The sequence below is a fragment of the Streptococcus oralis subsp. dentisani genome (genome assembly GCF_003944205.1).
GTDB classification, from domain to species: domain Bacteria; phylum Bacillota; class Bacilli; order Lactobacillales; family Streptococcaceae; genus Streptococcus; species Streptococcus oralis_BH.
Genome location: NZ_RJPH01000015.1, coordinates 17273 through 36541, shown reverse-complemented (window position 1 = coordinate 36541; position 19269 = coordinate 17273). Strand labels below are relative to the sequence as shown.

Annotated in this window: 19 protein-coding genes, 1 tRNA gene and 1 rRNA gene; 1 reads left to right on the top strand and 20 read right to left on the bottom strand. The window is 41.7% G+C overall.

The features are described from left to right. The 7 genes from D8805_RS08965 to pbp2a all read right to left on the bottom strand — a co-directional run. Window positions 1–517, bottom strand: a 16S ribosomal RNA gene (locus tag D8805_RS08965); the annotation flags it as partial. 244 nt (window positions 518–761) lie between these two features. Then, window positions 762–833, bottom strand: a tRNA-Glu gene (locus D8805_RS08960). A gap of 71 nt (window positions 834–904) precedes the next feature. Beyond that, on the bottom strand, window positions 905–1378 hold the full coding sequence (locus tag D8805_RS08955; protein WP_125416905.1) for a sigma-70 RNA polymerase sigma factor region 4 domain-containing protein: 474 nt from the start codon (window positions 1376–1378) through the stop codon (window positions 905–907). A gap of 119 nt (window positions 1379–1497) precedes the next feature. Further along, on the bottom strand, window positions 1498–2034 hold the full coding sequence (gene nusG / locus D8805_RS08950) for a transcription termination/antitermination protein NusG (protein ID WP_125416911.1): 537 nt from the start codon (window positions 2032–2034) through the stop codon (window positions 1498–1500). A 58-nt stretch (window positions 2035–2092) separates the two neighbouring features. Next, window positions 2093–2269 (bottom strand): preprotein translocase subunit SecE, encoded by a 177-nt coding sequence (gene secE / locus D8805_RS08945; RefSeq protein ID WP_000505776.1) that lies wholly within the window; start codon window positions 2267–2269, stop codon window positions 2093–2095. Window positions 2270–2278: 9 nt separating this feature from the next. Continuing rightward, on the bottom strand, window positions 2279–2431 hold the full coding sequence (rpmG, locus tag D8805_RS08940; RefSeq protein ID WP_001809375.1) for a 50S ribosomal protein L33: 153 nt from the start codon (window positions 2429–2431) through the stop codon (window positions 2279–2281). Between the two features lie 52 nt (window positions 2432–2483). Then, window positions 2484–4679 carry a penicillin-binding protein PBP2A gene (gene pbp2a / locus D8805_RS08935; protein WP_000762657.1) on the bottom strand — a complete coding sequence of 732 codons (2196 nt, stop codon included), beginning with the start codon at window positions 4677–4679 and terminating at the stop codon, window positions 2484–2486. 86 nt (window positions 4680–4765) lie between these two features. Between pbp2a and D8805_RS08930 the strand changes: the two genes are divergently transcribed. Then, entirely contained in the window at window positions 4766–5641 is an 876-nt protein-coding gene (locus D8805_RS08930; protein WP_001160821.1) for an RluA family pseudouridine synthase, read from the top strand. Between the two features lie 66 nt (window positions 5642–5707). Here the strand turns inward: D8805_RS08930 and gap are convergent, their stop codons facing one another. From gap to D8805_RS08865, 13 genes are all read right to left on the bottom strand, one after another. Continuing rightward, complete coding sequence (gene gap, locus D8805_RS08925) at window positions 5708–6718, bottom strand: type I glyceraldehyde-3-phosphate dehydrogenase (RefSeq protein ID WP_000260669.1); 1011 nt, start codon at window positions 6716–6718, stop codon at window positions 5708–5710. 298 nt (window positions 6719–7016) lie between these two features. After that, on the bottom strand, window positions 7017–9668 hold the full coding sequence (adhE, locus tag D8805_RS08920) for a bifunctional acetaldehyde-CoA/alcohol dehydrogenase (RefSeq protein WP_125416903.1): 2652 nt from the start codon (window positions 9666–9668) through the stop codon (window positions 7017–7019). Window positions 9669–9964: 296 nt separating this feature from the next. Beyond that, the gene (locus tag D8805_RS08915) at window positions 9965–10378 is read right to left on the bottom strand and encodes an MORN repeat-containing protein (RefSeq protein ID WP_125416901.1); all 414 of its coding nucleotides are present in this window, start codon (window positions 10376–10378) and stop codon (window positions 9965–9967) included. Further along, the gene (locus D8805_RS08910; RefSeq protein WP_084946779.1) at window positions 10365–10808 is read right to left on the bottom strand and encodes a low molecular weight protein-tyrosine-phosphatase; all 444 of its coding nucleotides are present in this window, start codon (window positions 10806–10808) and stop codon (window positions 10365–10367) included. The genes D8805_RS08915 and D8805_RS08910 overlap by 14 nt, the downstream gene beginning before the upstream one ends. A gap of 47 nt (window positions 10809–10855) precedes the next feature. Beyond that, a complete protein-coding gene (yajC, locus tag D8805_RS08905; protein ID WP_084945424.1) occupies window positions 10856–11176 on the bottom strand; it encodes a preprotein translocase subunit YajC in 321 nt (106 codons plus the stop codon). Between the two features lie 128 nt (window positions 11177–11304). Continuing rightward, complete coding sequence (gene tkt / locus D8805_RS08900) at window positions 11305–13281, bottom strand: transketolase (protein ID WP_125416899.1); 1977 nt, start codon at window positions 13279–13281, stop codon at window positions 11305–11307. A 118-nt stretch (window positions 13282–13399) separates the two neighbouring features. Further along, complete coding sequence (locus tag D8805_RS08895) at window positions 13400–14023, bottom strand: hypothetical protein (RefSeq protein ID WP_061419465.1); 624 nt, start codon at window positions 14021–14023, stop codon at window positions 13400–13402. Window positions 14024–14073: 50 nt separating this feature from the next. Next, window positions 14074–15063 carry an RNA-binding cell elongation regulator Jag/EloR gene (gene jag, locus D8805_RS08890; protein ID WP_125416897.1) on the bottom strand — a complete coding sequence of 330 codons (990 nt, stop codon included), beginning with the start codon at window positions 15061–15063 and terminating at the stop codon, window positions 14074–14076. Window positions 15064–15080: 17 nt separating this feature from the next. Next, window positions 15081–15893, bottom strand: a complete 813-nt coding sequence (locus tag D8805_RS08885) for a YidC/Oxa1 family membrane protein insertase (RefSeq protein WP_185774592.1) — start codon at window positions 15891–15893, stop codon at window positions 15081–15083. Then, the gene (rnpA, locus tag D8805_RS08880) at window positions 15868–16239 is read right to left on the bottom strand and encodes a ribonuclease P protein component (protein WP_000748124.1); all 372 of its coding nucleotides are present in this window, start codon (window positions 16237–16239) and stop codon (window positions 15868–15870) included. Before rnpA ends, D8805_RS08885 begins: the two co-directional genes overlap by 26 nt. A 159-nt stretch (window positions 16240–16398) precedes the next feature. Then, the gene (locus D8805_RS08875; protein ID WP_125416895.1) at window positions 16399–17589 is read right to left on the bottom strand and encodes an acetate kinase; all 1191 of its coding nucleotides are present in this window, start codon (window positions 17587–17589) and stop codon (window positions 16399–16401) included. Window positions 17590–17639: 50 nt separating this feature from the next. Next, a complete protein-coding gene (locus D8805_RS08870; protein ID WP_125416893.1) occupies window positions 17640–18593 on the bottom strand; it encodes a class I SAM-dependent methyltransferase in 954 nt (317 codons plus the stop codon). 57 nt (window positions 18594–18650) lie between these two features. Next, window positions 18651–19241 (bottom strand): class I SAM-dependent methyltransferase, encoded by a 591-nt coding sequence (locus D8805_RS08865; RefSeq protein WP_125416891.1) that lies wholly within the window; start codon window positions 19239–19241, stop codon window positions 18651–18653. Between the last annotated feature and the right edge of the window lie 28 nt (window positions 19242–19269).

Sequence of the window (19269 nt, the reverse complement as noted above, 5' to 3'; positions counted from 1 at the left end):
AGTTAGCCGTCCCTTTCTGGTAAGATACCGTCACAGTGTGAACTTTCCACTCTCACACTCGTTCTTCTCTTACAACAGAGCTTTACGATCCGAAAACCTTCTTCACTCACGCGGCGTTGCTCGGTCAGACTTCCGTCCATTGCCGAAGATTCCCTACTGCTGCCTCCCGTAGGAGTCTGGGCCGTGTCTCAGTCCCAGTGTGGCCGATCACCCTCTCAGGTCGGCTATGTATCGTCGCCTTGGTGAGCCGTTACCCCACCAACTAGCTAATACAACGCAGGTCCATCTGGTAGTGATGCAATTGCACCTTTTAATTGACTATCATGCAATAGTCAATGTTATGCGGTATTAGCTATCGTTTCCAATAGTTATCCCCCGCTACCAGGCAGGTTACCTACGCGTTACTCACCCGTTCGCAACTCATCCGGAGAAGCAAGCTCCTCCTTCAGCGTTCTACTTGCATGTATTAGGCACGCCGCCAGCGTTCGTCCTGAGCCAGGATCAAACTCTCATTAAAAGTTTGAGTTCTCACTCATTTCTGTCACTGACAGATTTATTGTTTTTTTCATTGTTCAGTACTACAACTTCAGTTGTAGTGCCCTGCACATTGGTTCGTCTTGTTCAGTTTTCAAAGGTCTTTGTCACTCAATCTCTCTCAAGCGACAACTATATTAGTATATCACAGCTGTTGACCTCTGTCAACACTTTTTTGAAACTTTTTTGAAACTTTTTGAAGTTCCGTTTCTTCTCATGATACACCATAGTCCGTACGGGATTCGAACCCGTGTTACCGCCGTGAAAAGGCGGTGTCTTAACCCCTTGACCAACGGACCTTGAGTTTTTCAACTCTTTCTATTATACTTACTTTTCCTACTTTGTCAAGAACTTTTTTACCTATTTCTTTTTATCTAAAATCACTCAATACCACTCTTAACTCTCCTAGAAGTGCCTTGCGGCCTTTGAAACATTCTCCTCCCATGAGACGGTCAAGTTGTTCTTGTTTTTCTTTACTCTGACTTGCTCTGTAATTCCTTAAAAGTTCGTGAAAGAGATAATAATCATCTAGCCTCAGGCCTTTTTCGCCTGGGCGATGACTAATCTCGCTCACCTCTTCATAGGGCTCTTTATCGAAACGCCGCTTGTGACTTTCCTGTTTGCGAATATAGTCTAGGATACGATTCCGGAATTTGGTTTTAAAGTACACATATAATCGGTGACGTTCTCCCTCTAGTAACTCTGGATGGTGACTGACCAGTTCATAGAGGCACATCATCCCCTCTTGGTCCCAGTCCTCTTTCTCCCACAGATGGAGATGATAATCCTTGCGACACTTATGGACAATACCCTTGCTTTCTTCGTATAATTCTTTCAAATTCATAGGCCTCTCCTTTCTGCCTTTAGTTTAACAAAATGCGCGAGCCCCTGAGTCTACTTTCTCTATTCTGTACTTCTCGCTACCTCAACTGCATACAAAAAGAGAGGCCCTGCCTCTCTGGGTTATAATTCTGCAATTTGGTTGAGATTCACTTCTGCAATCGTGTCATTACCAAACATAGAGATAATCATCTTCACTTTGTTGTTATCAATTTCAGTAATTTTACCTGTATAGTCTGCAAAAGCGCCATCAATGATGCGGACTGTCTGGCCGACTTCAACGTCAATATCAAACTCTTGAACGGTTTGTCCCATAGAAACCAGAATATCACGGATTTCCTGTTCCAATAGCGGAGTTGGTTTTGATCTGTTACCGTGTGAGCCGACGAATCCTGTTACGTTAGGTGTGTTTCGAACAACGAACCACGCTTCATCGGTCATGACCATTTCTACAAGGACATAACCTGGAAAGCGATTCTCTTCGACTTCCTTTTTCTTTCCATTTTTCTCAACTTGCACGGTTTGTGTTGGAATCTCAACACGTAGAATATTATCCAACATGTTATATGTTTTCGCACGTTGCAATAGATTTTCTTTTACCTTATTTTCATAGCCAGAATAAGTTTGTAGAACAAACCATCCCTTGTCAAAACTATCCATGATATTTCCTTTCATACATATGATAGAAGAAAGTTAGCAGAACTTCTCCACTTTTCTTCTAAAAAATGTTAATAAATCGAATCAGACCTGATACAATCAACTGGTCAAAAATGTAAATGATGACCACAAAGAAGGCTGTGTATTCCATAATAGAGCGAAAATCTCTCCAGCTTTCTTTGCGAGTCGGCCATGTTGTTTCTTTAAGAAGTTTAAAAATATCCTTAATAAAGCCCATCGTTCTCTCCTATCTCGTTTCTCTATGTGTCGTATATTTTCCACAATGTTTACAAAATTTATTTACTTCTAGTCGTGTTGGCTTGGGGTTCCCACTAATTTTAATCGAATAATTTCTTGAACCGCAAACTGCACAAGCTAGGCTTGCTTTTTTTAGTGCCATAACGCCTCCATCTTATCTATTATAACAAGAAACCTAGGCTTTGACAAGACTCTTAACGAAAGAGATTGACGAAAGAGTCCCAGATTGTCTGAGCTTTTTCTTTTATCTTTGCATTCGAAATCGCACGTCCCGCTTCGTCTACAAGATTTTGAGCACGACTACGAATATCTCCTAGCGGATCCTCGGACTGGTTTGTCTCATTTTCAATAGCTTGTTTTTTAGTATTTTCTGGCGCAATGCCATTCTGCTTATAGGCATTCTCAACTGTAAAAGTGCTACCTGGAGTGTAAGGCAAAATGGTATTAGCCATACTTCTAAAGACATGGGCTGCTCCATTGGAGGTCGACCCTGCTAGATAATGATTCTCATCTGTTGTTGGGAAGCCGAGCCAGTGGCTGATTATAACATCCGGAGTATAACCAATCACCCACTGGTCACTAGTATATACTGAATTAAAAGCAGCCTCAGTAGTACCTGTCTTTCCAGCCATGACATAATCTGCTGGCGACGAACTAATTCCTGTACCATTTGTAAAAGTACCCAACATCATACTGGTCATTTTATCAGCTACTGACTTATCTAGCACGCGTTTTTGAGAGTTTGCATGACTCTTGATGACTTGCCCACTGGCATTTTCAATACGAGTAATAAAATGGGCTTCAGGCATCAGACCTTCATTAGCAAAGGCTGCATAGGCTTGCGCCATCTGGAGAGGATTCGTCTCCACACCTCCACCAAGAGCAACTCCAAGAACTCGGTCAACTTTTTCCATATTCAGGCCAAATCTCTCCCCAGCGTCAAAAGCTTTGTCAATACCTAATTCATTTACAGTCGCAACAGCTGGTAGGTTGAGTGATTCTGCCAAGGCCTGATACATAGGTACTTCTGGAGATGTCTTAATACCTGCATAGTTGTCTACTTGATAACTGTTGTACTGCATGGTATGGTTGTCCAGTTGCTTGTTCAGAGCCCATCCGGCTTCCACAGCTGGAGTATAAACCACTAAAGGTTTGATAGTTGAACCCGGGCTACGCTTAGACTGAGTAGCATAGTTGAAATTACGGAATCCTGATTTGTCATCACCAGCTACGCGACCGACAACTCCACGCACCCCACCTGTTTTAGGCTCTAGAGCAACACTACCTGATTCAGCATGCGTTCCGTCTTCTGCCGTTGGAAATAGCGAAGTGTTTTCATAAATAACCTGCATGTTTGCTTGATAGTTTTGGTCAAGTTCCGTATAGATTCGATAGCCGTTGTTGACAATCTCTTCTTCTGTTAGATTGTACTTGGATACTGCTTCGTTGACTACTGCGTCAAAATAAGATGGGTAACGATAATCAGAGATCTTTCCCTCATACTTATCTTGCAGTTGAGAAGCCATATCTACTCCAGCCGCTTCGGTCTCTTGATTTTTATCAATATAGCCCGCTGCAACCATATTTTGCAAAACAGTGTCCCTACGGTTGGTCGAAGTCTCAACAGAATTTAATGGATTATACAATTCTGGTCCCTTGAGCATCCCTGCTAGAGTGGCCGCCTGATCAAGCGATAGTTGTGAAGCCGGTACACCGAAATATTTCTTACTTGCATCTTCAACACCCCATACCCCATTTCCAAAGTAGGCGTTATTGAGGTACATAGTAAGGATTTGCTCCTTGCTGTATTTCTTTGTCAACTCTAATGCGAGGAAAAACTCCTTGGCCTTCCGTTCAACGGTTTGGTCCTGAGACAAATAGGCATTTTTTGCCAACTGTTGAGTGATGGTAGAACCGCCTCCAGAACGACCTGCTGTGACAATAGCTAAGAAGAAACGACCATAGTTAATCCCGTCATTTTTATAGAAGGAACGATCCTCTGTCGCAACGACAGCATTCTGCAAGTCTTTGCTGATATCTGTCAACTCAACATAGGTTCCCTTTTGACCTGATAGGGCTCCTGCCTCTTTTTCTTCGCGGTCAAAAATCAGAGTTCGCGTTTTCAGGGCATTTTGCAAGTCATTGACATTGGTAGACTTGGCTATCGCAAATAGGTAGGTTCCTACTAGCAAACCAGCACTTAACCCTAAAATGATGACAATCTTTGTCAGATGATAACGGCGCCAAAATTTCCGAATTGGGCCTACTTGGGACAATTTTTTTCTATCGCTCCGTGAACGACGCATGCTAGTCGAATCAGATCCCGCTGATTCATTCGTTTCTTTTTTAAAGAGAGAAAGAAACTTCTCTAATAATTTATCTAATTTCATGCGTTTATTTTATCATCTTCACCATAGGAACTCAAGAATTTAGCTACTCCCTATCCAAATAGGGCTTTTTTTGTTACAATATCTGTATGCAATTCACATTTACATTACCCGAATCCTTGCCTCAAATGACGGTCAAACATTTTCTAGAGGAGCAACTCCTCATCCCTAGAAAAATCCGCCATTTTTTGAGAATCAAGAAGAACATCTTAATTAACCACAAAGAAGTGCACTGGAACGAGATGGTCAAACCAGGTGACATTTGTCAGTTGACTTTTGACGAGGAAGATTATCCCAAAAAAGAAATCCTTTGGGGCAATCCAGACCTCGTTCAAGAGATTTATCAAGACCAACATCTCATTATCGTCAACAAGCCCGAAGGAATGAAAACTCACGGAAATCAACCAGATGAAATCGCCCTTCTCAATCATGTCAGCGCCTACGTTGGCCAAACCTGTTATGTCGTTCATCGTCTGGATATGGAAACAAGCGGTTTAGTACTTTTCGCCAAAAATCCTTTTATCCTACCCATTCTCAATCGTTTGTTGGAGAAAAAGGAAATCGCTCGTGAGTACTGGGCACTCGTAGAGGGGCAAGTAGGGAGTAAAGAACTTATCTTCCGAGATAAAATCGGTCGCGATCGTCATGATCGCCGAAAACGAGTGGTGGACGCCAAAAGTGGGCAATATGCTGAAACTCAGGTAAGACGATTAAAACAATTTCTTAATAAGACTTCTCTTGTTCGTTGCAAGCTAAAGACAGGCCGAACGCATCAAATCCGTGTTCACCTCTCTCATCATAAACACCCTATCCTAGGCGACCCTCTCTATAACTCTAGATCAAAAGCAGGCCGGCTGATGCTCCATGCCTTCCGACTATCCTTTACCCATCCACTCACCTTAGAAAAATTGAGTTTTACCGCCCTCTCGGATACTTTCGAAACAGAATTAAAACAAAATGGATGACACTATCATCCATTTTTCTATACAAAAAAGCAAGACCAGAAGGCCTTGCTTTTATTGACTCAAGAATTATTTAGCGATTTTTGCAAAGTATTCAAGAGTACGTACAAGTTGTGCAGTGTATGACATTTCGTTATCGTACCATGATACAACTTTAACCAATTGTTTACCGTCAACGTCAAGAACTTTAGTTTGAGTTGCGTCAAACAATGAACCGTAAGACATACCTACGATATCTGAAGATACGATTGGATCTTCTGTGTAACCGTATGATTCGTTAGCTGCTGCTTTCATAGCTGCGTTTACTTCATCAACAGTAACGTTCTTTTCAAGAACTGCTACCAATTCAGTAACTGATCCAGTTGGAGTTGGAACGCGTTGTGCAGATCCGTCAAGTTTACCGTTCAATTCTGGGATTACAAGACCGATAGCTTTAGCAGCACCAGTTGAGTTAGGAACGATGTTTGCAGCACCAGCACGAGCACGGCGAAGGTCACCACCACGGTGTGGTCCGTCAAGGATCATTTGGTCACCAGTGTAAGCGTGGATAGTTGTCATCAATCCTTCTACAACACCGAAGTTGTCTTGAAGAGCTTTAGCCATTGGAGCCAAGCAGTTTGTAGTACATGAAGCACCTGAGATAACTGTTTCAGTACCGTCAAGAACGTCGTGGTTAGTGTTGAACACAACTGTTTTAACATCGTTTCCACCAGGAGCAGTGATAACAACTTTTTTAGCTCCGCCAGCGTGCAAGTGTTTTTCAGCCGCTGCTTTCTTAGCAAAGAAACCAGTTGCTTCAAGAACGATTTCTACACCGTCAGTAGCCCAGTCGATTTGTTCTGGATCACGTTCAGCAGAAACACGGATGAATTTACCGTTAACTTCAAATCCACCTTCTTTAACTTCTACAGTACCGTCGAAACGACCTTGAGTTGTGTCGTATTTCAACAAGTGTGCAAGCATAACTGGATCTGTAAGGTCGTTGATGCGAGTAACTTCAACACCTTCTACGTTTTGGATGCGGCGGAAAGCAAGACGACCGATACGTCCGAAACCGTTAATACCAACTTTAACTACCATTAGTGATTTCCTCCTTATGAAAATCCTGAAAATTTTATTGTGAAAAGAGTAACTTGAATCACTACAAATCACCTTTCAACACTATTATTATATAACTATTTAAGTAGAATTGCAAGTACGGGCGTTGTTTTTCTCTCTTGCTTTTCTACTTTTCAATCCCCTTCATTCACCCAAGCTTTTATTTCTAGGACCTTCTATCCTATCCGCATAATCTTCTCTTCTCATAGTTCAACTCTAACTTCAGAAATAGGACTATGAAAAGAGACAGGATTACTCCTGCCTCTAGGCTGATAAACGATTATTTACGACGTCCTGGACGTTCTGCATAACCATAGTAAGCATCTGCCATGATTTCTTCCATGTCAGCTACCATTGGCAAGCGTGGGTTTGCAGGAGAACATTGGTCTTCATAAGCAAGTAAAGCAATTTCATGCAAGCTATCTTTCCAAGCTTTTTCATCGATTCCTTGGTCTTTGAAGTTCATCTTGATACCTACTGCAACACCCAGTTCATAAACAGCTTTAGCGTATGCTTCAACCGCTTCTTCTGGAGTTGAGTGAGGCAATCCAAGCATTTTCGCGATGTCTTGGAATTTTTCATCAGCTTTCCAGTAGTTGTACTTAGGCCATGTAGTAGTCTTAGATGGACGAGTACCGTTGTAACGGATAACGTATGGAAGCAAGATCGCGTTTGTACGTCCGTGAACAGTATGGTGAACTCCTCCAATCTTGTGGGCCATTGAGTGGCTCATACCAAGGAAGGCATTGGCGAAGGCCATACCAGCCATTGTAGACGCATTATGCATTTTTTCGCGAGCTTCTGGGTCAGCTGTCTTAACAGATTTTTCCAACCATTCAAAGACAAGCTTGATAGTTTGAAGTGCAATACCGTCTGTGTAGTCGTTAGCGAAGTTTGAAGTGTAGGCTTCAGTAGCGTGAGTCAAGACGTCCATACCTGTATCAGCAGCGATGAAGTCTGGAACGGATTCAACCAAAGCAGGGTCAACAATGGCAATAGTTGGTGTCAATGAGTAGTCAGCCAACGGGTATTTGCGGTTGTTTTTCTTATCAGAGATAACGGCAAATGGTGTTACTTCTGAACCTGTACCTGAAGTTGTTGGAATACCGATGTATTTCGCTTTCTTACCAAGTGATGGGAAGCGGAAGGCACGTTTACGGATATCCATGAATTTTTGAACCAAGTCACGGAAGTCGATTTCTGGTTGTTCGTAGAAGAGCCACATTACTTTGGCCGCGTCCATTGGAGAACCACCACCAAGAGCGATGATTGTATCTGGTTCAAATGCTTTCATCACTTCAGCACCACGTTCTACAGTTGTGATGTCTGGATCTGGTTCAACATCTGAGAAGACTTGGATAGTTACACGGTTGCTACGTGCGTTCAATTGATCGATAACACGTTGAACAAAGCCAAGTTTTTCGATAGATTTGTCTGTAACGATCATAACGCGTTCAATATCTTCACAAGTTTGAAGGTATTGGATAGAATTGCGTTCGAAGTAAATTTTTGAAGGAACTTTAAACCATTGCATATTATTTCTACGTTTCCCTACTTTCTTGATGTTTAGAAGGTTAATAGCGCTCACGTTATCACCAACTGAGTTGCGTCCGTATGAACCACATCCAAGTGTCAATGATGGGATGAAGGCATTATATACGTCACCGATACCACCGAAAGTAGATGGAGAGTTCCAGATAATACGCATTGCTTTGATTTCTGTACCAAAGCGTTTAGCAAGAGCTTCGTCTTTTGTATGGATAGCTGCTGAGTGACCAAGTCCGTTAAACTCAACCATTTGGCGAGCTTTTTTAAGACCGTCTTCTGTGTCCTCAGCTTTCAATACAGCGATTACTGGTGACAATTTTTCACGAGTCAATGGTTCTTTTGGTCCTACTTCTGCACATTCTGCAGCCAAGATGTTTGTTTCTTCTGGAACGCTAAATCCTGCTTGTTCTGCAATCCATGCTGCTGGTTTACCAACGATGTTTGCATTTAGTTTGGCGCCAGCACAGTTCTTGCTGTTGGCTTTCACGCCGAAACAGAATTCTTCAAGAAGGGCTTTTTCTTTTTTGTTTACAAAGTAAGTGTGGTATGATTTGAATTCTTCAACAAATTCGTCATACACTTCTTTATCAATGATAACCGCTTGCTCTGATGCACAGACCATACCATTGTCAAATGATTTAGACATTACGATGTCATGAGCAGCTTGACGGAGGTCGGCAGATTTTTCTACATAAGCAGGAACGTTTCCAGCACCTACCCCAAGAGCTGGTTTCCCACATGAGTAAGCCGCCTTAACCATGGCATTACCACCAGTTGCAAGAATAGTTGCAACACCTTCGTGGTTCATAAGCGCTCCAGTTGCTTCCATAGATGGTTCTGTAATCCATTGAACACAGTTTTCAGGTGCTCCAGCCGCAATAGCTGCATCACGAACGATTTGTGCTGCGTGAGCAGAAGATTCTTGAGCTGATGGGTGGAAAGCAAACACGATTGGATTACGTGTTTTCAAAGCAATGAGTGACTTGAAAATAGCTGTTGATGTTGGGTTCGTTGTTGGAGTGACACCACACACTACACCGACAGGTTCTGCAATTTTAGTCAAGCCTGTAACTGGATCATCTTCGATAACTCCAACAGTTTTAACACCACGCATATTATTCACAACGTGCTCACAGGCAAAAAGGTTTTTTGTAGCCTTGTCTTCAAATACACCACGACCAGTTTCTTCAACCGCATGTTGAGCAAGAATTCCGTGCGCATCAAGAGCTGCAACTGAAGCTTTCGCTACGATGTAGTCAACCTGTTCTTGATTCAACTTGCGCATTTCATCAAGCGCAACCAAGGCTTTTTTCACTAACCCGTCGACATGCTTTTCAGCAGCGAGTTGTTTTTCCTCAGGTGTTAACGTTTTTTTATCAGCCATATTGTCCTCCATAGCCTTCAAGGATTTAATCCTTTGTTAATTTTTTCACAATTTTATTATAACTCTTTTTCAAGACTTTGTAAACCGTTTCATAAGCATTTCACAAAGAAATTTTATGAGATTGTGAACTTTTTCTCAATACACCTGCGTAATAGAGTTTTGTATGGATGATTGTGAAATTATGAAAAATATTTTTTTGTTTCACAAAGTTTTTTCTCGTTGATAATCAGACATTGACTCCACCTCTAGAAAGCGCTTTCTTTTTTGCTTTTGAGAATAGCCCCCTAATCTGGAGACTATTGTTTTTGTTGAAAGACGCCTTGTTTAAAGCTGCCTTCATAGACAACTTCCTGCTCGGTAGTCAACTTCCCTTGACCTTCAGCCTGGCCATTTACAAAATCACCTTCATATTTCCAGCCAGATTTGGACTGGAAGGTTCCTTTACCATTGAAGGCTCCATTATTGAAATCACCTGTATATTGGTCTCCATTTTCAAAGGTCAGGGTTCCTTGACCATTCATTTTCCCTCGTACCAAGGTACCATCATAAACAAGCGCACCACCATCAAGTGTCAGGACGCCCTTTTTTGGTGTGTTTAGTAGAAAAACTGACACGGCGCAGATAGCGATTAGAAGGACTGTTACAATCTCTATACGTGGGCGAGTTAGATAAACTCGATATTTTTCGAAGATTTCTTTAAGCTTTTCCATTGTCACTCTCATTTTCTAAACGATCTAGCCAGCTTTGGCATCCACTTGTGATACGCGCATAGGTTTCCTCAAAATCTCCTGTGTACCATGGATCTGGAACGCTTTCAGATGCAAAAGAGTAGATTTTGTGCTGTAGTTCCTGAGGACACATTTGACGCAGATCTGAAACGTTTGAAGCATCCATGCCGATAATGTAATCAAACGACTCAAAGTCTTCTCTGCCAATCTGAAGCGATGTTTTGTCTTTGTCATAGGGAATCTGATACTGCTGGAAAATTCCTTGCGTTCCCCTATGAATCGGATTGCCATGTTCCCACGATGACGTTGCCCGACTCTCAATCTGGTAATCACTCGTCATGGACTTCATCACAAATTCTGCCATGGGGCTACGACAGATATTTCCTAAGCAAACAAATACTATTTTTTTCATCCCTTTCCCTCTCACTTCATAGAAAAACGGGAGTGACAGGTCCCGTTTTATTCTTCGATTGCTCCGCTTTCGTCGATAACTGCTCCTTCTGGTGTCACAGCTTCTTTGAGTGGCAACACTGTCTTGATTGCAGTCAATTCGAAAGTCAAATAAACGCCATCTACATCCAGTACGATTGTTTTCTTCTCAGTATCTACTTCATCAACTGTTCCGTAAAGTCCGCCGATTGTGATCACTTCATAGCCTTTTTGAAGCTTGTTCAAGCTTTCCATCCGCTTTTGGGCTTGTTTCTTTTGAGAACGTTGCATAAAGAACATCAAGGCAAACATACCTACAAGCATGATCACAAATGTTAAATTTGGACTAATATTTTCCATAGTATTTTCTCCTTTGTATTTTACATAGGACTACTATATCAAATTTCAGCTACTTTTACAAGATTGTGCCTTGTTTTTATGGTTATAAAAAATCAGAGTTTTCACTCTGATTTTTGTGATTATTTCAAGTTTTGAACGACTTTGACTAGATTTTCAACTGTAAATCCGTACTCTGCCAATACTTTTGGTGCTGGAGCAGATGCTCCAAAGGTATCAATACCGAGAACGGCACCATCAAGACCAACATACTTATACCAGTTTTGAGTTGCACCCATTTCGACTGCAACACGACGGCGAACTGCATTTGGAAGAATTTCTTCCTTGTAAGCTGCATCTTGTGCGTCAAAGACATCTGTTGATGGCATGCTGACTACACGGACTTTTGCACCTTGGCTAGCCAATTCTTTGGCAGCTGCGACAGCCAAATTCACCTCTGAACCTGTCGCAATCAAGATCGTATCAAAGTCTGCTGCATTTTCATAGACAACATAGGCACCTTTTGCCACTTTGTCAAAGTCTGTCCCTTCTTCAACAGTCAAGTTTTGACGTGTCAAGACAAGGGCAGTTGGTGTTTTCTCACTTGTCACTGCAAGGTACCAAGCTGCTTGAGTTTCACGCGCATCTGCTGGGCGGAAAACATTTAGATTTGGCATCGCACGAAGACCTGCTAAGTGTTCAACTGGTTCGTGAGTTGGACCATCTTCACCAACAGCAATAGAATCGTGGGTAAAGACATAAGTCACAGGAAGTCCTTGCAAGGCTGACAAACGGACAGCTGCTTTTACATAGTCAGAGAAGACAAAGAAAGTACCACCGTATACACGAAGTCCACCGTGAAGGGCCATCCCGTTCAAGATCGTTCCCATTGCAAATTCACGAACACCAAACTGAATGTTACGGTTCAAGCGATTAGCATCGTCTTGAAGTCCGTCAGTCTTGATATAAGTCATGTTTGAGTGAGCAAGGTCAGCGGATCCACCTAAGAAAGTTGGCAACTTAGCTGCCACAACGTTCAAAGCATCCTGACTCGAGTTACGAGTTGCTTGAGAAAATCCATTTTCTAAGGCTGGGAAGTCTGCTGGAGTCACCTCAACTGGATCACGGCCGTCGATAATGGCTTCTACTTCTGCAGCCAGTTCGGGATAAGCTTCTTTATAATCAGCAACTAGTTTTGTCCAAGCTTGATAAGCTGATGCACCACGGTCTGCAACATTTTCTTTGAAATCAGCATAAACTTCAGCTGGAATTTCAAATGGTTCATAGTCCCAACCAAGAGCTTGACGAGTTGCTGCAGTTTCATCTGCTCCAAGAGGAGCACCGTGTACGGCATTAGTTCCTTGTTTGTTTGGAGAACCATATCCAATTACAGTCTTCACTTCAATCAAAGATGGTTTTCCTGAAGCTTTAGCTGTTTCGATAGCAGCATGGATAGCTTCCAAGTCTGTTCCATCTTCAACCAAGGCTGTATGCCAACCGTAGGCATTGTAACGGTCACGAACACTTTCTGTAAAGGAATCCTTTGTCTCACCATCCAAGTTGATGTCATTTGAATCATAAAGAACAACCAACTTATCTAGTTTTTGCAAGCCTGCGTATGAAGCCGCTTCGCTTGAGACACCTTCCATCAAGTCTCCGTCTCCACAGATCACATAAGTATAGTGGTCAAAAATATTGAAGCCTTCGCGGTTATACTTGGCTGCAAGGAAACGTTCTGCTTGGGCAAAACCAGTAGCAGTAGAAATCCCTTGTCCTAGAGGACCAGTTGTAGCGTCAACCCCTGCAGTATGGCCAAATTCTGGGTGACCTGGTGTTTTTGAACCCCATTGGCGGAAGTTCTTGACTTCATCCATGCTAACATCTTCAAAACCAGAAAGGTGAAGAAGGGCGTAAAGAAGCATAGAGCCGTGTCCTGCTGAAAGAATAAAACGGTCGCGGTTGATCCAGTTTGGTTGGGCTGGATTGATACGAAGTTGTTTTGTAAAGAGGCTATAGGCCATTGGAGCAGCCCCCATAACCACCCCTGGGTGACCTGAGCTTGCTTTGTTGATGGCGTCAATACCTAGAAAACGAATTGCATTAACAGATAGATTTGACATAGAATTTCCTTTCTCTTTGAGGTGATTAATGAATCACACATCCTATTTTTCTATTATATGAAAAAATGCATAGAATAGCAATAAAACAACTTGAGCTCCTCTAGTACATTTGATTTGTCTATCCTCTCGTCACCTCATAGTAAGGAAGTAGGAGAGTATAAGCGTCTTCTAGCTTCTCCAATATTGCTTCTACTGACTGATTTTCAATGAAGGAGACATCTGCCTTGACCAAAACTTTACGAATTTCCTGATTTTGCACTTTCTCTCGTAAGGTACGACGATTTTTTTCTGTGCCCTCTATTCTATAACTTTGACCATCGGTGTAAGCTAAATAATACATTCCTTCAACTACTGGAATCTCTAAAATTTTGGATTGCTTGTCTAAAGTCTGTTCGTCTTTCTTACGTTCGATGAAACTGACTTCCAAAGAAATCCCATAATTAGCAGGTGTTCCATACAAACGAAGAGCCATCATAGGTTCTGTCACTTGTCCGTCTCTCTGTAGATAGGCCCAGAAATGCGGTCGCAAGCGTTGCGCTTGGTTCATCCACTGACTAGTCTGTTGCAGTTGCCATTCTGGATGACTAGCTTGAAAGGTTTTGGCCAATTCTGTAAAAGACTTTCGAGCCTCTTGACCTTTTTGCCGCAAGGTCAACATCTTTTCTCTTTCATCGCCAGCTTTATCTGGATGACGATATTGGATACCTGCATAAGATAGATAGTTCTTGATTGCTTCCATCATCTGTTTCTTCTCCCTTTTCTAACAAAAAATCAGGACAAGCCTGATTTTGTTTATTCCGTATCTACGACAACATAGCGATTTGGCTCGTCACCTTCAGAATAACTCGTCACGCCATCCATGCGTGAAATAATGCGATGGATAATCTTGCGTTCGCTATTTGACATTGGATCAGTTTGTTGGCTACGTCCTTCTTCTAAAACGCGAGTCGCCAATTTTTGTGCATAGGTTTGCAACACTTCTGCACGGTGTTCAACGTAATCATTGACATTGATTGTGATATAAAAAGTTCTTGAATAACGATTGTAGAGGTAGTTTTGCGCCAAAAGCTGAAGTGCTTTCAATACTTTCCCGTGATAGCCGATAATACGACCAGGTTCATTGGTATCAATTTGAAGATTGATAGTGCGACGATTGTAGTCGCTTGAAATCGTCCCTTCAACATCCATATCGTCCACAATGGTTTGAACATAGTTAGCCACTTGAGTTGCTACTTGTTCGATGTCATAACTCGGCTCCACCTTCAAACCTAGATCTTCCAAAGACTGGCTTTCTACCGATTCTGATATAGATACAAATTCTTCACACTCTGCTGGGTCTTCCACTCCAGCATCTCCTGTCTGCAATTCATTTAAAATCGCGATGTGACCTGTTTCTTCTAAGATCGTGCTAGCATGTTTCTCATTTTTCAAGATTTCAGCCTTGATTTCATCAGAAACACCCTGACCTTCCTCTTCTATTTTTTTAATCGCCTCAACAACATGACCAAGATCAACTGTCGCCTCTGTTACTGTCTTAACAGGTTCGTTTTGTTCATTGATCTCTTTCGGAACACCTTTTACAGCTTGTTGATTAGCCTTAATCACAGTCGTCTCACTAATCGCCTCAATATCAACTTGAGCTGGTTTTTTCCCAAATAAGCCTAAAAAACCTTTCTTCTCTTTGGACACGACCTTGATGTGAGTCTTCATTCTCGGAATACCTAACTCTTTCAATCCTTTCTGGATTGCTTCTTCAACAGTTGAACCTGTAAATAATACCATTATCAGATTCCTCCTTATTATTNCGTTTTCTGAGCCTTTTTCTTGGCTTTTCTTTTTCTATTTTCCAAATCTTTTTTAGCTTGTACTTCCGCCTCACGCGCTGCAATAATCTTAAAAGGATTATTTAAGAAGTAGGTTTGCAAAACTTGATAAGCATTGGATACTGCCCAGTACAAGGCTACGCCACTAGGTGAAGAGATGGCAAAGATAAAGATCAGTACAGGCATCCCGTACATCATCCCTGTCATAGCTCCACTTCTTTCAGGTAAAGCCTTATTCGATAACCAACTGCTTAAGAAGGTAAAGACTGCTGCCAAAATCGGAAGGATAAAGCTTGTGTCTACTCCCCCAAGGTTCACCCACAAAAAATGCCCTGTTTTCAAAAAGTCTACTCGAGTCAAGGCTTGGAAGAGAGCCAAGAGAACCGGCATTTGAATCAAAATCGGCCAGAGAGAAGAAGAGTGTTTGACCCCTAATTCTTTATAGACCTTCCGCATCTCCTGATCCAGTTTGGTTCTACTTTCCATATCACGACCTGGATATTGTTCTTGCAGAGCCTTGATGCGTGGTTGAGCCTCTTGCATTTTTCTAGAGGCCACCATCTGAGTCTGAAAGACTGGCAATAGAATCGTACGAATCAGGATCGTAAAGAGGATAATCCCCACTCCGATACTAACGTCAAAGGACAAGAAGCGGATGATTTCAGCAAAAAAATAGACAAATTTACTCCATATATCTGTAGAATCTGCTGCAACATCGCTTGTCCCACAGGCTGTCATGACAAATAAGGACAAGCCCAGCAAACTAGTCAACTGTAGTTTCTTTTTCACTCCTAATTCCTTCCCGGTAAATCTTTGATAATTTTAATACGTGGAGTAGATTTTTCTCCATTTCTGCATAATCCAAGCCTTCAACCCCTTTTCGAGCAATCACGACAAAATCAACGTTATCAGCTAACTGCTCCCTTACACTTAGCAAAATGTGTCGAATCCGTCTTTTAATTTGATTTCTAGTGACTGCATTCCCTAATTTCTTACTGACGGACAGCCCTACTCGAAAATGACTTTTCTGATTTTCCAATTGGTAGACAACAAATTTGCGATTGGCAAAACTTGTTCCATCCGTGAAAATAGCCTTAAAATCTTTCTCTCTTTTTACACGAAAGCTTTTCTTCAAAACTCAACTCCATCTATTAAATTACTACTATTATACCATAAATTTCAAAAAAGCCAATAATGACAAGGTTTTAGACTGTTTTAACAACAAAAAGTTGGGAAATTTTATCTCCCAACTCCTTTTTATTGTATTTTATCTTGTAATTTTTTTCAGATCATCTTACTTTTTCAAGCGTTCAACGTCACGAGCGATAACCAATTCTTCATCAGTTGGGATAACCAAGACACGAACTTTAGCAGCTTCTGTTGAGATATCACCTGTTGCTCCAAAGACATTCTTTTCAGGATCCACATTGCAGCCAAACCAAGAAATGCCTTCAATGACCATCTGACGAATCGTCACAGAGTTTTCTCCAATTCCGGCTGTAAAGATAATGGCATCTGCACCATTCAAAACTGCTAAATACTGACCAATGTATTTTTGGATACGATCAACAAAAATTTCATTTGCCAGCTGCGCTTTCTCATCACCTGCACGCATAGCTTCGTGAATATCACGCATATCACTTGATCTCTCAGAAACACCCAAAAGTCCTGACTCACGATTTAGGATTCGACTGATATCCTCTGGTGTATTAAAGTCATCTGTATGTTGCATTAAATAGGGGATAATTGCCGGATCAATATCACCTGTACGAGTCCCCATCATAATACCACCAAGTGGGGTGAAGCCCATGGATGTATCAACAGACTGACCGCCTTTGACAGCTGTAATAGAAGCACCATTACCAATATGGCAGGTAATCAATTTCAACTCTTCTAGGGGGCGACCTAAAATTTTAGCTGCTTCTCCTGCTACAAACTGATGACTTGTCCCGTGGGCGCCATACTTACGAACTTTATTTTCAGTGTAGTATTTGTTTGGAAGAGGGTAACGATAGGCTTTCTCTGGCATGGTTGTGTGGAATGAAGTATCAAAAACAACAACGCTGGTAATATCTGGAAGCAATTCCTTAAATGCGCGAATTCCTGCTGCGTTGGCTGGGTTGTGAAGAGGAGCTAAAAGTCCCAACTCTTCAACCTTTTCCAAAACATCTCCCTCAACAACTGTTGATTCCTTGAAATATTCACCACCAGCCACGACACGGTGCCCGACACCAGTTATTTCATCATAACCTTTGATAATATCAAAACGAATCAAGTCATCCAATAAAATTTTAACAGCTTGTGTGTGGTCTTCAATATCAAGAATTTGTTGCTCCGAACGACCGTCAAATTTTACTGTTGAAATGGAATCTTTCAATCCAATACGTTCAATCAAGCCTTTAGCCAAAACTTTCTCTTCAGGCATTTGATAAAGTTGCCATTTCAAGCTTGAGCTTCCTGCATTGATTGCAATTGTTTTTGTCATAAGATGATACCTCTTTTTAAGCGTTTTCATCTATTATAACAAAATCTCTTTTATATTTCAGTACCTTTGCTCCAATTTTGAAAATTTTCTTTAAAGGTCAACAAAACTGACGGATCTTGCAAGCTAGTAAGAGGGTAGACAAAGGGTTCTATTTCCTTGTCTCTTTTCTTCTGTAAGACAAAAATACTTTTAGCTTGGCTTGCAGTTGAGAAAATATCCTCTGGCAGAGCGATGATAGCAGCCAGACTCACTTCGTCTTTGAGCCACCCTTTTAATAATTCACTTTGAGGACTGGTCAATAAATCACTCGGAGCTAAAAAAATAGCATAGCCATCTGACTTAAGGTACTTGAGGCCTTGTTCCATCAGCAAATGGTGGGCATAGGTATGCTCTTGACTAGAAGCCACTTGATAGCGAGAAGCGATGGCATCGTCTGGGTAATAGCCTACAGGCAAGTCGCTGATGACCACGTCGCTTTCTTTAAGCATTTGCGGACGAACGGCATCTCCTTGGACAAAACCAGCCTGCAAACCAATCACATCTGCCATACTGGCTGCCAAATCAATCAGCAAGTCATCCACTTCGATTCCCAAGTAATCTACTTTTTTAGAGAGAGAAGTCAAGAAAGTAGCCCCCAAAATCCCCATACCAGAACCGATTTCGAGGATGCTAATTTCCTCTTGATCAAACAATGCTTCCACAACAAGTACCAAGAGGAGGGAGATGGCATCTGGTGTAAACTGGTGATTGGCCTGTAAAGGTTCCGTTTGTCCTGCCTTCATCAAGAGAAACTGGTAGGTCTTGAGCCACTCTTCCTTGCGAAGTGCTAAGCGCTTAAGGGCTTGATTGTTCTCCTTGACCTGCTCTAGTTCGGTCTCGCCATCCAAATAGATGCTGTTTTGCTCTACCAAGGCGTCATAAAAGTTGGTCACCAAATCACTTTGGATGACTTGGACATTCTCTAGTAAATACTTATAAGCTTGTTCAATTTTTTCAAAATCCATATTTCTATCTTATCAAATTTCCCCTATTTTTTCCATCTGAAGAAAAAAATCACTGCTTTAGTCAGCAAGTGATTTTTGGGCTACAGTTAAAAAGAGCTCTGCGTAATTTCCTAGGAAAAGACCTTCAGCACTATAGAGAATCTGACTGTCTATGCTTGAAAAACCAAGCTGGGCGAGCTTAGTTTCCAGTTCAGCTAAATCAAAACCATGGTGATTGGTATCTGTCTTGACAAAGTCAGCAATGAGGACTTGTCCGTTCTCCCTAAGGTGACGGTGAAACATGGCAAGAGTCGCATCTAGATCAGGTATATGATGAAGAACCCGACTGACAACAATCAGGTCAAATTGTTGCTCCAAAGGATTTGCCAGTAAATCTTGCTCCAAAAACTGGATATTCTTGATGTCTTGTTCCTCTGCTTTCAAACGGGCTTGCTCCAGCATTTTCTCCGAGATGTCTACCAGTGTGACAGACTTGGCCTGCTTGGATAGGGGCAAGGCTAATAGACCTGTCCCACCGCCAAAGTCCAATATTTCCTTGTCTGATAGAAGATCAATCTCTTTTTCAACTGCTTGACAAACCAAATTTGCAAGAAAGATATTTTTGGGCGAATCAAAGCTTTCTGCTTTGTGATTAAAATCATGTTTCATGCTTTTAGTTTAACACAAAGTAGTTGAA

Coding starts and splice junctions, on each gene's coding strand:
- D8805_RS08955 (WP_125416905.1), bottom strand. CDS start 1,378: ATGAATTTGAAAGAATTATACGAAGAAAGCAAGGGTATTGTCCATAAG.
- nusG (WP_125416911.1), bottom strand. CDS start 2,034: ATGGATAGTTTTGACAAGGGATGGTTTGTTCTACAAACTTATTCTGGC.
- secE (WP_000505776.1), bottom strand. CDS start 2,269: ATGGGCTTTATTAAGGATATTTTTAAACTTCTTAAAGAAACAACATGG.
- rpmG (WP_001809375.1), bottom strand. CDS start 2,431: ATGGCACTAAAAAAAGCAAGCCTAGCTTGTGCAGTTTGCGGTTCAAGA.
- pbp2a (WP_000762657.1), bottom strand. CDS start 4,679: ATGAAATTAGATAAATTATTAGAGAAGTTTCTTTCTCTCTTTAAAAAA.
- D8805_RS08930 (WP_001160821.1), top strand. CDS start 4,766: ATGCAATTCACATTTACATTACCCGAATCCTTGCCTCAAATGACGGTC.
- gap (WP_000260669.1), bottom strand. CDS start 6,718: ATGGTAGTTAAAGTTGGTATTAACGGTTTCGGACGTATCGGTCGTCTT.
- adhE (WP_125416903.1), bottom strand. CDS start 9,668: ATGGCTGATAAAAAAACGTTAACACCTGAGGAAAAACAACTCGCTGCT.
- D8805_RS08915 (WP_125416901.1), bottom strand. CDS start 10,378: ATGGAAAAGCTTAAAGAAATCTTCGAAAAATATCGAGTTTATCTAACT.
- D8805_RS08910 (WP_084946779.1), bottom strand. CDS start 10,808: ATGAAAAAAATAGTATTTGTTTGCTTAGGAAATATCTGTCGTAGCCCC.
- tkt (WP_125416899.1), bottom strand. CDS start 13,281: ATGTCAAATCTATCTGTTAATGCAATTCGTTTTCTAGGTATTGACGCC.
- D8805_RS08895 (WP_061419465.1), bottom strand. CDS start 14,023: ATGATGGAAGCAATCAAGAACTATCTATCTTATGCAGGTATCCAATAT.
- jag (WP_125416897.1), bottom strand. CDS start 15,063: ATGGTATTATTTACAGGTTCAACTGTTGAAGAAGCAATCCAGAAAGGA.
- D8805_RS08875 (WP_125416895.1), bottom strand. CDS start 17,589: ATGACAAAAACAATTGCAATCAATGCAGGAAGCTCAAGCTTGAAATGG.
- D8805_RS08870 (WP_125416893.1), bottom strand. CDS start 18,593: ATGGATTTTGAAAAAATTGAACAAGCTTATAAGTATTTACTAGAGAAT.
- D8805_RS08865 (WP_125416891.1), bottom strand. CDS start 19,241: ATGAAACATGATTTTAATCACAAAGCAGAAAGCTTTGATTCGCCCAAA.